This window comes from Pseudoalteromonas shioyasakiensis, from assembly GCF_024518675.1.
In the GTDB taxonomy this organism is placed as follows: domain Bacteria; phylum Pseudomonadota; class Gammaproteobacteria; order Enterobacterales; family Alteromonadaceae; genus Pseudoalteromonas; species Pseudoalteromonas shioyasakiensis_B.
The window spans coordinates 147,808-162,377 of sequence record NZ_JANIGL010000002.1; the positions used below are offsets into that span (position 1 = coordinate 147,808).

General features: G+C 41.3%; 11 protein-coding genes and 4 tRNA genes. 11 read left to right on the forward strand and 4 right to left on the reverse strand.

Annotated elements, in window-relative coordinates; genetic code table 11:
- Window positions 1–3: 3 nt before the first annotated feature.
- Genes NQT69_RS06415 through NQT69_RS06430 form a run of 4 tightly spaced genes read right to left on the reverse strand, consistent with a single transcriptional unit; the run spans window position 4 to window position 4,978 of the window.
- Window positions 4–672, reverse strand: a complete 669-nt coding sequence (locus NQT69_RS06415) for a tRNA (adenine(22)-N(1))-methyltransferase TrmK (RefSeq protein WP_256826861.1) — start codon at window positions 670–672, stop codon at window positions 4–6.
- Entirely contained in the window at window positions 659–1,609 is a 951-nt protein-coding gene (locus tag NQT69_RS06420; protein WP_256826862.1) for a class I SAM-dependent methyltransferase, read from the reverse strand. The genes NQT69_RS06415 and NQT69_RS06420 overlap by 14 nt, the downstream gene beginning before the upstream one ends.
- Window positions 1,602–3,602, reverse strand: coding sequence for an excinuclease ABC subunit UvrB (uvrB, locus tag NQT69_RS06425; RefSeq protein ID WP_256826863.1), 2,001 nt, complete (start codon window positions 3,600–3,602; stop codon window positions 1,602–1,604). Before uvrB ends, NQT69_RS06420 begins: the two co-directional genes overlap by 8 nt.
- Entirely contained in the window at window positions 3,599–4,978 is a 1,380-nt protein-coding gene (locus NQT69_RS06430; RefSeq protein ID WP_256826864.1) for an MATE family efflux transporter, read from the reverse strand. The genes uvrB and NQT69_RS06430 overlap by 4 nt, the downstream gene beginning before the upstream one ends.
- Window positions 4,979–6,061: 1,083 nt before the next feature.
- On the opposite strand from NQT69_RS06430, the gene NQT69_RS06435 reads away from it, so the two are divergent.
- The 11 genes from NQT69_RS06435 (at window position 6,062) to NQT69_RS06485 (ending at window position 14,538) form a co-directional block, all read left to right on the forward strand.
- Window positions 6,062–6,138: transfer RNA gene (locus NQT69_RS06435), tRNA-Asn, on the forward strand.
- Window positions 6,139–6,159: 21 nt separating this feature from the next.
- Window positions 6,160–6,236: transfer RNA gene (locus NQT69_RS06440), tRNA-Asn, on the forward strand.
- Window positions 6,237–6,259: 23 nt separating this feature from the next.
- Window positions 6,260–6,336, forward strand: a tRNA-Asn gene (locus tag NQT69_RS06445).
- A gap of 26 nt (window positions 6,337–6,362) precedes the next feature.
- Window positions 6,363–6,439, forward strand: a tRNA-Asn gene (locus NQT69_RS06450).
- 150 nt (window positions 6,440–6,589) lie between these two features.
- Window positions 6,590–8,533, forward strand: a complete 1,944-nt coding sequence (locus tag NQT69_RS06455; RefSeq protein WP_256826865.1) for an EAL domain-containing protein — start codon at window positions 6,590–6,592, stop codon at window positions 8,531–8,533.
- Window positions 8,534–8,739: 206 nt separating this feature from the next.
- Entirely contained in the window at window positions 8,740–9,321 is a 582-nt protein-coding gene (gene rsxA, locus NQT69_RS06460; protein ID WP_256826866.1) for an electron transport complex subunit RsxA, read from the forward strand.
- Between the two features lies 1 nt (window position 9,322).
- A complete protein-coding gene (rsxB, locus tag NQT69_RS06465) occupies window positions 9,323–9,877 on the forward strand; it encodes an electron transport complex subunit RsxB (protein ID WP_099295825.1) in 555 nt (184 codons plus the stop codon).
- Window positions 9,878–9,885: 8 nt separating this feature from the next.
- Window positions 9,886–12,156, forward strand: coding sequence for an electron transport complex subunit RsxC (gene rsxC / locus NQT69_RS06470; RefSeq protein WP_256826867.1), 2,271 nt, complete (start codon window positions 9,886–9,888; stop codon window positions 12,154–12,156).
- Entirely contained in the window at window positions 12,153–13,211 is a 1,059-nt protein-coding gene (gene rsxD / locus NQT69_RS06475; RefSeq protein WP_256826868.1) for an electron transport complex subunit RsxD, read from the forward strand. The genes rsxC and rsxD overlap by 4 nt, the downstream gene beginning before the upstream one ends.
- Complete coding sequence (gene rsxG, locus NQT69_RS06480; RefSeq protein WP_256826869.1) at window positions 13,208–13,843, forward strand: electron transport complex subunit RsxG; 636 nt, start codon at window positions 13,208–13,210, stop codon at window positions 13,841–13,843. The genes rsxD and rsxG overlap by 4 nt, the downstream gene beginning before the upstream one ends.
- Window positions 13,840–14,538, forward strand: coding sequence for an electron transport complex subunit E (locus NQT69_RS06485; protein ID WP_256826870.1), 699 nt, complete (start codon window positions 13,840–13,842; stop codon window positions 14,536–14,538). The genes rsxG and NQT69_RS06485 overlap by 4 nt, the downstream gene beginning before the upstream one ends.
- Window positions 14,539–14,570 lie beyond the last annotated feature (32 nt).

The window sequence follows — 14,570 nt, forward strand, 5'->3', positions numbered from 1 at the left end:
CACTCAACCATTGAGCAGTAGCTTATAATCATTGATCACTTTTTCAAAACGTTGCGGGCTCTGTTGCGCCATTCGCGTATAATGTTGAAGTAGTTTATTTAGGTAATTACTGTGGTCTCTATTACTCAAATCCCACATAGCACTCCCCGTTGCGGTTATTTTAATTGTGCTTGCAAAACTAATCTGCAGTACTTCATAAAAACGTTTGTTTTCCACAATGATTTGTTCTGATATAAGGCCTAAATTAAGCTCATCTAGTCCCTCTCTTAAGCTATAGCTATGATGAACCGGACAGACAATAAAGCTTATTTTAGCTAATACTTGCTGACTATGGTTGGCAATAATTTGTTGTATTAGCGCAAGTAGTAACTCACCACCTACACCTGCAATAATCACCAGCTGCTTTTTATTTTCTGCAAGTGCAATACTGCCAACATCCTTACACAATACTTGCCAATCGCTACCAGATTGTGCTGATGCATAGCGTGTAAGTCTATAATTAAGCTCACTCATTAGCTGAGGTACTATATCAACAAACATGACCTTTTTGGCTATCTCTCGCTTGAGAATGGCCATACCGAGAAGTCCGTGATCGCAACAACAATCCCAAATCACATCATAGGGCTGAGTGATTAAGGCATTGATGGCACTTAAACGACTACTCAGTTTCATTTAAGCCGTGCGTTGCCGAAGTTTTATAAACAAGGGCTTTTAAACTGCGGTCGCTATCAATTTCAATAAAGCCAGCTGTAGGAGCAAGACGCTCGACAAACTCGATTGCGCCTTGTGTATGCTCTGCAATCAAAGCTTTAAATGCATGTTCACTCAGTTCAGGGCTATTTGCACAGAGTAAAAGTTGGCTGCTGCTATTTAGTAGCTCAGGTAAACGCCGTAAGACTTTTTGATAGTCTTTAGTGAGTATGAAACTGCCTTTTTGGAAGCTTGGTGGGTCAACAATGATCAAATCAAATGGCGCCGCTTTTTTTAATTTACCAAAAGATTTTAAAATATCATGGGGTAAAAAACTCACACCACGCTCAAAACCATTTAATTGGTGATTTTGTTTGCCTGTACGTAACACACCTTTATTCATATCCATATTAATGACTGAATAGGCGCCACCTTGCATTGCACTGACAGAGAAGCCACAAGTATAAGAAAACAAATTAAGTACTTTTGCATGCTGACTGTTGTTATATACAAACTCACGGCCACTTCGCATATCAGGAAAAATCCCCGTATTTTGACGGCTCATTAAATCAACAATAAATTCACTCGGCCCCTCTTTAACCGTATGGGGTGTAGGTAGCTCCCCCTGCAATAGCATATTTTTTGTTTGCAGACCTGCGCGCTGTTGGTACACCATTGCTGTAATATGATCGGATGCATGCTTTTGTACCCATAGCCATAATTGCTCGGTGAGTGCACTTATGGTTGCATCGTCTATTTCTGCATACGAAACTAAAAATAAGCTAGGAGGATAAAAGTCTAAGTTTAAATGACTCAAGTGCTCCACACTGTGACCACGACCATGAAAAACACGGCACAATTCATTGGCGGCAAGAGGTGCATTTTCAAGCGCACTGATAAGAGGAGAAAAGTTATGCATTTTTAATCAACTGTTGCTGTAATTCGTGTATTTCATCGCGTACTGACGCGGCTTTTTCAAACTCAAGGTCACTCGCATAGGCGTGCATTCTGCTCTCAAGTTGTTTAATTTGCTCGGCAATCTCTTTTGCACTAAGAACCTGTGTTGTTTCTTTACGAATAAGTTTTAGGTTATCTTGTGGACCTGCTTGCTCACCCACATCCATAATATCGGTTATTTTCTTCAATAATGCTTTAGGCTCTATACCATGCTTTACATTATAAGCATGTTGGATATCACGACGACGCTGAGTTTCATCCATCGCTTTGGCCATCGATTTTGTCACCCGATCAGCATATAAAATTGCTCGGCCATTTAAGTGCCTTGCTGCACGCCCAATAGTTTGTATAAGCGAACGAGCCGAACGTAAAAACCCTTCTTTATCAGCATCAAGTATCGCAACTAACGACACTTCGGGCATATCTAAACCTTCTCGTAACAAGTTAATGCCGACTAATACATCAAACACTCCAGCACGAAAATCACGAATAATCTCAACCCGTTCAACAGTGTCTATGTCTGAGTGTAAATAACGCACTTTTACGTTATGCTCATTCAAGTAATCGGTCAAATCTTCGGCCATGCGTTTGGTCAGTGTTGTGACCAGTACCCGTTCATCTATCTCTACTCGTTTATAAATTTCAGAGAGCAAATCATCAACTTGGGTGCCCACAGGGCGCACTTCAATTTCAGGGTCAAGTAAACCTGTGGGGCGAATAACTTGCTCAGCAATATCATCACCACAGCGTTCTAATTCAAAGTCGCCAGGAGTGGCCGATACATAAATAGTTTGCGGCGCAATGGCTTCAAATTCTTCAAATCGAAGTGGTCGATTATCCATGGCTGATGGCATCCGAAAACCGTATTCAACTAAGTTTTCTTTACGGCTTCTATCACCTTTATACATAGCACCAATTTGCGATACAGTAACGTGCGATTCATCGATGATCATTAATGCATCGTCAGGCAAATAATCCAGTAACGTGGGTGGTGGATCGCCAGGCGTACGGCCCGATAAATAGCGGCTATAGTTTTCTATACCTGAGCAATAACCAAGTTCGGTCATCATTTCTATGTCATATTGGGTGCGTTGTGCAACCCGCTGCTCTTCTACTAGTTTATTAGCACTGAGTAATTGCGCTCGACGCTCTTTAAGTTCGGCTTTGATATGTTCAACAGCATCTAAAATCTTTTCTCGAGGTGTAACATAGTGCGTTTTCGGGTAAATGGTGGCACGTATCACATGCTTTTCAACCGCACCCGTAAGTGGATCAAAAATACTTAAACGCTCTATTTCGTCATCAAACATTTCCACACGTACTGCGTAGGTATCAGATTCAGCAGGAAATATATCAATTACTTCGCCACGCACACGGTAGGTACCTCGGCTAAAGTCAATGTCATTACGAGTGTATTGTAATTCGGCTAGTCTGCGTAACATATCGCGTTGGTCAATGGTTTCGCCTACTTTTAATAACAGCATCATTTTCATGTATGAATCTGGATCGCCCAAACCATAAATGGCAGATACTGAGGCTACAATGATTGTGTCACGGCGTTCTAACAAAGCTTTGGTTGCACTTAAGCGCATTTGTTCTATGTGTTCATTAATGGAAGCATCTTTTTCGATAAAGGTATCGCTGGCGACAACATAGGCCTCTGGCTGATAATAATCATAGTAAGAAACAAAATATTCCACAGCATTATTTGGGAAAAACTCTTTCATTTCACCATATAATTGGGCCGCTAAGGTCTTATTATGAGCCATAATAATGGTCGGGCGATTTAAATCATTAATGATATTCGCCATAGTAAAAGTTTTACCCGTCCCTGTTGCTCCTAGTAAGGTTTGATGTGCAAGCCCTGCTTCTAAACCTTCACATAACTGGGCAATTGCAGTGGGTTGATCGCCACTTGGGGTAAATTGCGACTGCAATTGGAAATGATCACTCATACTTGGCACTCCTTAACTGGTTGCTGATCAATTGCGTTAAGCTCCTTTATAAACCATTTATATGCCACAATCCCGGTCAATACATTACCAATAGCAGCACCAACCAATAGCCCTGCCATTCCAGCGATTAAACTGCCCACATACGCAAACGGTATATAAAATATAAACAAACGGATAACACTCAAAACAAGTGCATTCATTGGCTTGTGTAAGGCATTAAATGAAGAGTTAGATAATATAATCACCCCCTGAAAACCATAGCTCAGTGGTAATGTATAAATAAATAATTTTATAACATCGATAACCATTTGCTCTTTACCAAACAACTGACTAATCAAACCTGAAAAAGCAATCAATAATAAATAAATAATAAATTGCCACACCATGACAAATTTTAAGGTTGTGCTGTAGGCGGTTTTAACCCGGCTTAATTTTCCTGCGCCAAAGTTTTGGCTGATAAAAGGCGGTAATGTCATAGATAGCGCAAGCACCACAAGGCTCGCTATTGATTCAATACGGCTACCAACCCCAAATGCAGCCACAGCTTCTGGGCCATAACTAGCTACTAACGCCGTCATTACTGCCATTGCTATGGGTGTTAACATGTTTGCCCCAGCAGCCGGAAAGCCAATTTTTAAAATCTTTTTTATTGATGCCAATGGTGTTTGGTTTTTAGCTCGTAGACTTAATAAATCTTTTTTCACGGCTAATATATATAAAATGATCACCACTGCAACCGCCCACGCTATAACACTGGCAATTGCTGCACCTTGAATTCCTAGTGCCGGAATTGGGCCAAAGCCAAATATTAATACCGGATCAAGGACTGCATTGATGAGTCCTGCTCCTCCCATAACAATACTGGGGGTTTTTGTGTCGCCACTGGCGCGCAATACCGAATTACCAACCATAGGGGTAATTAAAAAGACACTGCCCAGAAACCAAACACCCATATATTCATGTATTAACGGCAATGTTTGCGACCCTGCTCCGAGTAATGTAAAAATGGGCTCAAGCATTAAGTAACCAAAAAGTGACAAACACAAAACCATCACTACAGCAATAACCAACGCCATGCTGGCATCAAAACGCGCTTCTTCAATGTTGTTACTTCCCAGTGCTTTAGCGATAACCGCCGATGTGCCTATACCTAACCCAATAGCTAAACTAATCACAGTAAAAGTAACTGGAAACGTGAAACTAACTGCGGCTAAAGGTTCTGTGCCAAGTAAACTGATAAAAAAAGTATCAACAAGATTGAACATCATGAGCGTGATCATGCCGAAGATCATCGGAATCGTCATGCGTTTCAGCGTAGGAGTAATGGGAGCATTTAATAAATCAGGTGATGTGTTTGTTTGCAAGTTTGCGCGCATGGGAATAAATAAGCCTCTTTTATTAAGCTTATCATTTTAAAGCATGATGCCCTATCAAGCCATGCATTTATCAAATGATTCCTTGCTTAGCGCAACTTTTGCTTATTTATTATGTTTACTCAATACCTTTTACTAAAACTTACTATTTCAAGCTGTTTAGTTAAAATATCAGTCAATCTAGGGTAAAAACAATAAAAATACATTTTTGTAACCTTTATTACAAAAATAAGGCTGCAACCGCTGTATTTTTACACAAAAATTGCTGGCTTTTAATCGTCACGAATAAATTTGCTCATGAATAGCCTGTTTATCCCAGCCATTTTTTAAATAACTGTTTTAAAAGGAAATAAAAAAACTGTTTTAAATACTTGATATCCTCACAGCGCCCGAAAAATCAGGCTCAGGCAGTGTTCTTAAAGTTTCATAAACAGAGTTATCCACAGAAACCGTGGATAACTCTCGCAAACCCGCATTAATAAAGGCGTACAACTGCACTAAAGTTTTCAGTTTAGCATTATGTTGGCAAATACTAACTTTATCGCATTTCAAGCAAGCCGCTTAAAAAACACACGAAAATGCACCGCTGCAGATTTATGAAGGTATAAAGCTATTTACCGCCACCTTCATAAAACATGCAACATCATGATATTATTTGGCTTTATAGTTTTAAACGCTTTACTACAAGTAATGAGTTAAACAAATGTTTAAAGCAGCTATAAGTTTTCAGAGAAAATTACACGACTCATTAAATAAAATTATGTAGTGAGTGATGCTAAATTAACTAAATAATCTATTTATACCCATAAAGCATACTTTTTGTGATTTTGCTGCGTATCACAAGGATAACCACAATATTTTGTATTTAAAAATGACTTCTCCAGGCAAGTTCAAATCGAAAAGTTTTAAATCACCTATGCTTTTCTAACATATTTATACGTTATAAAGTGTACGACTGTAGCTATAAAACACGCAGATCGAACATAAAAACATCGAATAGACTACTTTTTTGAATTTATGAAGTTTTTATGTTGACACTTTGCGGCTCCATCATTAATATTTCGCCCCGTTGAAAGGCATGACGCTTCCCCCTTAGCTCAGTTGGTTAGAGCGACGGACTGTTAATCCGCAGGTCCCCCGTTCGAGTCGGGGAGGGGGAGCCAAGTTTTTCAGCCATAAACGATTCCCCCTTAGCTCAGTTGGTTAGAGCGACGGACTGTTAATCCGCAGGTCCCCCGTTCGAGTCGGGGAGGGGGAGCCAAGTTTATGTAATATGATTATTGTTCCCCCTTAGCTCAGTTGGTTAGAGCGACGGACTGTTAATCCGCAGGTCCCCCGTTCGAGTCGGGGAGGGGGAGCCAAATCATATAAATAAAGTTAATGTAGTTCCCCCTTAGCTCAGTTGGTTAGAGCGACGGACTGTTAATCCGCAGGTCCCCCGTTCGAGTCGGGGAGGGGGAGCCAACTTGACGAATCCATTAGACTTTTCTGAATAATTCCTCTACTCTACAACTGTCAAATAAATAATTTTTGTTATAATACAACCAAACAAATAAAATCTTTGACTGATCAAGGACTTGATTCCTTCCCTTTGAACGACTGAAAGACTAAAACATGGCTGGTTTTAAAAAACTTATATTTATACAACTAATTTCTTGGCTGTTATTAGCAAGTGCGGGCGGCTATTTTGTTGCTTCTGCTTTCGATAGCGCTGCAAGCTCGGCGCAAAAGAAAGCACAAAATGTTGTGAGTAATTATATAAACAATCATACAATTGACGAAATTTCTCCGCAAAGGATCCAACAAGCTCTAGCAGACGGAACGACCTTTTCATCTTTTATCTTGCGGGATTATGAAGGTAAAGAGCTCATTAATATTCAATCCCCTACTCCTTTGCCTAGTTTCGCAGCATTTATAGCGCAAAGTTTTGACTCGATCCGCCCCCAATTTGCTGTAAATAAAGCATCTGATATTAAAGTTGAATTCTTGATCAATGCCCATAACTTAGGCACGTTGCTTCAGCAAGCACTGTTTATTGTTATTTTAATATCAGGGTTAATGGCAATAATCCCTGTGATTTTTATGAAAGCCATGCTGAAGCGATTGAATCGCAACATAAGTATGACCGTTGCTGAAATTGTTGATGTTTATATAAATCAAAACCAAGTTAGTAATGGCTTAGAAGCCTCTATTGATAATACAAAACTTAAGAAACTTGCCGCCGATTTAGTACCGAGTTTTAATCGGCTTTCTCACTTTTTGCAATCTAAGCATGAAGACATCCAAAATGCAGCCCACTCCATAAAACAAGAAGCCTATAAAGACATAGTTACCGAGTTGGGTAACCGTAATATGTTTGTTGAATATTATGAGAAGCATATTGAAAACAGTGAAAAAAGCACATTTGGCTCGCTTGCTATGATTCGCTGTAGCGAGCTGCAGTCTATTAACCAAACCCGAGGCTACCAAAAAGGTGACGAGTACGTTAAAGCGGTTGCAGATATCATTAAGCATATTAGTGGTACTTATACGGGAAGTAAGGTTTTCCGTTTAAACAGCTCTGATTTTGCGGTCGTTTTACCTAATGTTCCACTAAAAGAGTCAGAGCGCTTTGGTGATAATTTACAGTCACGCTTTACTCAGTATCAGCAAAATCAAGAGTTAAGCTCTGTCGCAAACACAGGTATTGTAGGTTACGAAAAAGGAAAACCGCTGGGTGAATTGCTTTCGGTTGTAGATAACGCCATGAGTATGGCGCAGTCGAAGCAAGCAAATGCGTGGCATGTACAGCGCGAGAGTGACTTAATGAATAATGTAAGTGCTGGGTTTGGTAATCAGAACTGGCGTAAGGTTATTAATGAAGTAATTGAGTCTAAACGTGTCCATTTGGTAATGCAAAGTATTATGCCCATTGGCAAGAGCGTAAAAGCCTATGCTGAAATACAAGTACGCTTTAAAACTGAAGAAAACCAAGTATTACCTACAGCCTCCTTTTTAGCGATGGCTGAAAAGCTTGATATGGCCATTGAAATAGATCGGCTAATTATCGATACGTCCTTAGAAAAAATTAAGAGCCGTAACTTTTCAGAGAAATATTTTGGTATTAACGTAACAGCGTCAAGCGCGCATAACGATCAATTTGTCATTTGGCTTGAACGTCGTTTATTGAAAGACACCAATATCGCTTCTAAGCTGGTTTTTGAGGTTAGTGAATTCGGCCTACAGCAAAACATAAAAGCCAGTAAGCGTTTTATTGATATGGTGCACCGAGTAGGTGCGCGTATTACTGTTGAACGCTTTGGTGTTGGCTTAACATCATTTAAGTTTTTCCGTGACTTAAAACCAGACTTCATAAAAATGGATGCAAGCTATACTCGGGGCCTAGAAGAAGATAAAAATAACCAATACTTTATGCGTTTAATGGTCGACTTAGCACACCGTATCGGTGTCAGTGTATTTGCCGAAGGTGTTGAAAGCCAAGAAGAAAAACACATAGTAGAAACCCTATGTTTAGATGGTGTTCAAGGCTATTACATCGAGAAGCCGAAAGATATCTAATTAAGTTCATTTATAAAAGGCGCTTTTATTCGCCTTTTAAATTTTTATAACTGCCCTATTCGTCCCACTGAAACCACACATTGTTTCTTGCATAAGTATAAATACTAGTAAGTATCATTACAAAAGCCGGTTTTTTCTCGCTGATGTGTTGTTAAACCAGCAAGAAAAAAGGATAATGTCGGCGTTTATTATAGCTTGAGGCGAATATGACAGAATATGTCTTGCTGTTAATTGGCACCGTGCTGGTTAACAACTTTGTTTTAGTACAATTTTTAGGCCTATGCCCGTTTATGGGAGTATCTGGTAAATTGGATACTGCTATTGGTATGTCATTAGCTACCACCTTTGTACTAACACTTGCATCTGTTACAAGCTACTTAGTAAATCAATATATTTTGATTCCGTTAGATATTACTTTTTTACGTACAATGAGCTTCATCTTAGTCATTGCCGTAGTAGTACAATTTACCGAAATGGTCGTAAAAAAGACTAGCCCTACTTTATATCGTTTATTGGGTATATTTTTACCTTTGATCACCACCAACTGTGCGGTATTAGGCGTTGCCATATTGAATATCAAAGAAGATCATACCTTTTTACAATCAGCGGTATATGGTTTTGGTGCTGCCGTTGGTTTTTCTTTGGTATTAGTATTATTCGCCGCACTACGTGAGCGCTTAGCTGCCGCAGACGTCCCCTCTCCTTTTAAAGGTGCATCGATTGCGATGATCACCGCAGGCCTTATGTCTATGGCCTTTATGGGTTTTACTGGATTAGTGAAGTTTTAACATGACCTTGTTTTATGCGTTGCTAGCGCTTGGTTCGCTAGCACTAATTTTTGGCTTGATTTTGGGCTTTGCCGCCGTACGCTTTCGCGTGCAAGGAAGCCCAATTGTTGAGCAAATAGATACTATTTTACCACAGACGCAATGTGGCCAATGCGGCTACCCTGGCTGTCGACCATACGCTGAAGCCATTGCTAATGGCGATGAAATTAATAAATGCCCACCAGGGGGTGAAGCCACCGTTAAAAAACTGGCCGATTTAATGGGGGTTGAGGCTAAGCCTCTAGCTGGCGGCGAACAGGCTGAGCCAGTTAAAACCGTAGCCTACATTCGTGAGGATGAATGTATCGGCTGTACTAAATGTATTCAAGCCTGTCCTGTTGACGCTATTGTCGGTGCAACACGACAGATGCACACTGTACTTATTGATGAATGTACAGGCTGTGATTTATGTGTTGAACCTTGTCCTGTTGACTGTATTGATATGCTGCCTGTAGAAACCACTAAACAAACGTGGAAATGGCAGCTTGATGCAATCCCAGTAACACAAATAGATTAAGGTCACACATGGAAAAGTTAATTCAACAAATTAAGCAAGGTAAAGTGTGGCCATTTCCTGGGGGCATTCACCCACCGGGTCAAAAGGCACAGTCAAACACACAAGCTATTAAACGGCTACCACTTCCTGAAAAGCTGGTTGTGCCGCTTAAACAGCACATCGGCGCGAATGGCCAGCTCATAGTAGATAAAGGGCAATCTGTTTTAAAGGGACAAGCTCTTACTAAGCCTGTAGCTAACTGGTCTGTGCCGGTACATGCACCTACTTCTGGCGTAATCGCTGATATTTGCCAAATGCCATCGGCTCACCCATCAGCTTTGCCTGAGCTAAGTATCATTATTACCCCAGACGGCCACGATACTTGGTGTGAACTCAGCCCTGTAACTGAACCTACAACTCTTTCTCATGAGCAATTAATCGATATTATTCATAATAGCGGGATTGCAGGAATGGGCGGTGCCGGTTTTCCTACTTATATCAAAGCCGATAGCCGTAAACCAATTGAGTTTTTTATTGTTAATGCCGTTGAGTGCGAACCTTATATCACCGCTGATGATGTGCTGATGCGTGAGCATGCAGAACAAATTGTTAAAGGGATAGAGCTGATGCAACAGTTGCTATCACCTACATTGACTATAATTGGCATTGAAGATAATAAACCCCAAGCCATTGCGGCGATGAAACAAGCCTCTCAGCACAATGATAAAATTATCGTGCAGACTGTACCAACTGTGTACCCTTCAGGCGGTGAAAAACAGTTAATCCAATTACTAACAGATAAAGAAGTCCCTAGTGGCGGAATACCCGCCGATATTGGTGTCCTCGTTCAAAACGTGGGTACCTTATTTGCCATTGAGCAAGCTGTTTATCAGGGTAAGCCATTGATTGAGCGGGTTGTTACTGTGACTGGCAATACAATTCACAATGCGGGTAATGTATGGGCCTTGTTAGGTACTGAGATTAAGCATTTATTAGATTGCCAAGGCTTTTCACCTGTACCTCAACAACGTGTTGTAATGGGCGGCCCTATGATGGGCTTTACTTTACCTACAGTACGTATTGGTGTGGTTAAAACTACAAACTGTATTTTAGCGCCAGATCATAGTGAATTAGCTGAGCCTGGTCCTGAGCAAGCATGTATTCGTTGTAGTGCTTGCGCTGATGCCTGCCCTGCATCTTTACTACCACAACAACTACAATGGTTTGCTAAATCTAAAGAATATGACAAATTAAAAGAATATAATCTGTTTGATTGTATTGAATGTGGCGCTTGCGCTTACGTATGCCCAAGTGAAATTCCACTGGTTCAATACTATCGTGTTGCTAAAGTCGAAATAAAAGAGCAACAGGCAGAACAAGTCAAAGCTGAACGAGCAAAAGAACGCTTTGAGCTTAGAAAAGAACGCTTAGAACGCGAACAAGAAGCAAGACAAAATCGTCATAAACGCAAGCCTGCAGCCGCTAAATCAGCTGATGAAAAACAAAAAGTTGCAGATGCGCTAGCGCGAGTTAAAAAGTCAGACGATAAAGCAGACAATAAATCAGCCGTTGCTGCAGCCATCGCCCGTGCTAAAGCTAAAAAGCAAACCGGTGAATTAGAACCTGATAATACTGCAGTTGCACAAGAGCGAGCAGCGCGTAAAGAGCAGGCTCGTGCATATAAAGCACAAAAAGCTGAGTCAAACGAGAATACAAACGATACACCAGCTGATGATAAAAAAGCGGCCGTCGCTGCTGCAATTGCCCGTGCTAAAGCGAAAAAAGCAACTAAAACTGAGTCAACTGAAACGACTGACGCACCGGTTGATGATAAAAAAGCAGCCGTCGCTGCTGCAATTGCTCGTGCTAAAGCGAAAAAAGCTGCACAAAATGAGTCAAATGAAAATACTGACGCACCGGCTGATGATAAAAAAGCTGCCGTCGCTGCTGCGATTGCCCGTGCTAAAGCAAAAAAAGCAGCAAAGGAAAATGAATCGCAGCCAACTGATGAAGTCACTACAGAGTCTGAACCAAGCCAAGAGTCAGAGCCTGCTGCACATAACGCTGAAGATAAAAAGAAAGCCGCCGTCGCAGCTGCAATTGCCCGTGCTAAAGCAAAAAAAGCAGCAAAGGAAAATGATTCGCAGCCAACTGATGAAGTCACTACAGAGTCTGAGCTAAGCCAAGAGTCAGAGCCTGTTTCGCGTAACGCCGAAGATAAAAAGAAAGCCGCGGTGGCCGCTGCTATTGCTCGTGCTAAAGCAAAGAAACGTCAACAAGAAGGAAGTGATCAGTCATGAAGTTAACCATGGCAAGCTCGCCCCATAACCATAGCCACAAATCGCTCAACAAACTGATGTTAACGGTGATTTTAGCCTGCGTACCGGGATTTATCGCTCAGCTTATATTTTTTGGCACTGGGGTACTAATACAGCTACTTTTAGCGCTGCTTACAGTAAGCGTTGCTGAGGCTGTTATTATGCGCATGCGCAAGCGTTCAGCTATTGCCGCGTTGAACGATGGCAGTGCCTGGCTGACTGGTGTACTTCTCGCGTTAAGTATTCCTCCATTAGCACCTTGGTGGATCATAGTGATTGGTAGTGTATTCGCCATTGTTATTGTGAAACAGCTTTACGGTGGACTAGGGTTTAATTTATTTAATCCTGCAATGGCGGCGTATGTGCTGCTCCTTGTCTCTTTTCCTGTGCAAATGACCGCTTGGTTGCCCGCAACCGACTTACTCGCACAACCTATAACATTTAGTCAGCAATTGAGTGTTATTTTTAATGGGTATACATCCGCTGGGTTTAGTGTTGATCAATTACGTGTGGGTTTTGATGGAATGACTATGGCCACTCCCCTTGATACGGTGAAAACAGATATTGCCCATGGCTTAACAATTTCAGAAAGCATGCAATCACCGGTATTTAATCAATGGCTTGGTAAAGGTTGGGGCTGGGTGAACCTTGGTTTCTTAATCGGTGGGATATACTTAATCAAAAGCAAAGTGATTAACTGGCATATCCCTGTTAGCTTTATTGCTATGCTCGCAATATGCAGTGGTATAGGTTATATAGCTACGCCAGGAACTGAGCCCGGTGTTGCTTTTCACTTATTTAGTGGGGCCACTATGCTCGGCGCATTTTTTATTGCCACCGACCCTGTTTCTGCTGCGACAACCAATCGTGGACGTCTAATATACGGCGCATTAATTGGCTTGTTAGTATATTTAATCCGTACCTTTGGCGGTTTCCCTGACGCTGTCGCCTTTTCAGTATTACTATTAAATATGGCAGTTCCATTGATTGATTATTACACACAGCCACGCACTTATGGTCACGGGGTGAAAAAATGATCTTACCTTCAATGACAAAAAATGGTGGCATTTTAACTATTTTTGCACTCCTAACAACAGGAGCTGTTGCCACTATTCATGAGTTAACAGCGGATAATATTGCTGAGCAAGAGCGCAAACAACTGTCAGACCAATTACAAGAAGTACTCAACCCTGCATTTTATAATAATGTTTTATATAACGACTGTGCGCTAATTCGCAATCCTCTATTGGGTAAAGAACCACAACGTGTTTATCGCGCACGTCAAAATGGCGAAGCTGTCGCACTGATCATGCGCCATGTCACACCTAAAGGCTATAGCGGCGATATTGAGCTATTAACTGCAGTGTTATCAAATGGACAAATTGCGGGTGTGCGGGTCACTAAGCATGAGGAAACACCAGGCTTAGGTGATAAAGTTGAAATAAAAAAATCTCCTTGGATCACTTTATTCAATGATAAATCAGTACTGGGTGGAGACGACGCACGCTGGGCAGTGAAGAAAGATGGGGGCAGCTTTGACCAGTTCACTGGCGCAACTATCACACCACGTGCCGTTGTTGGTTCAGTAAAAAATGCCGTGTTATTCTCTCAAAGCCAATTTAACGAAGTATTTAATGCGCCAAACGCATGTACAGCAGGTGAATCATGAGTCAACTTAAAGAGCTATTCAACGAAGGTATGTGGAAAAACAACCCTGCCCTTGTCCAGTTACTTGGTTTGTGCCCATTACTCGCTGTTACCTCGACCGTCACCAACGCAATGGGACTTGGACTGGCTACCTTAATGGTACTAATCGGTTCTAACGTTACAATTTCAGCAGTCAGAAACTGGGTACCAAAAGATATTCGTATCCCTGTTTTTGTAATGATCATTGCAGCATTCGTAACCATTATTCAACTTTTAATGAATGCCTATACATTTGGCCTATACCAATCCTTAGGGATTTTTATTCCTTTGATTGTAACTAACTGTGCCATCATCGGCCGTGCAGAAGCCTATGCGTCGAAAAATCCAGTTCATTTATCGGCGTTTGACGGTTTAATGATGGGCTCAGGGTTTATGGTGGTGTTGATTGTTCTTGGCGCAATGCGCGAGCTGATCGGCCAAGGTACATTGTTTGATGGCGCCGACTTATTACTCGGCCCATGGGCATCTATTTTACGCGTTGAGGTATTTAGCTTTGACAATCAATTTTTGCTCGCCATATTACCGCCCGGTGCCTTTTTAGGGCTAGGCTTATTAATTGCAGGTAAAAATGTCATTGATGCGCAAATAAAAGCCAAACAAGTCGCACCGCCAGAAGCGGAAAAAGGCCCACGGGCACGAGTAACCAGTTTAACTTAAGGGGAAGCGTACAGCTTTGCTGTACGTTTAAG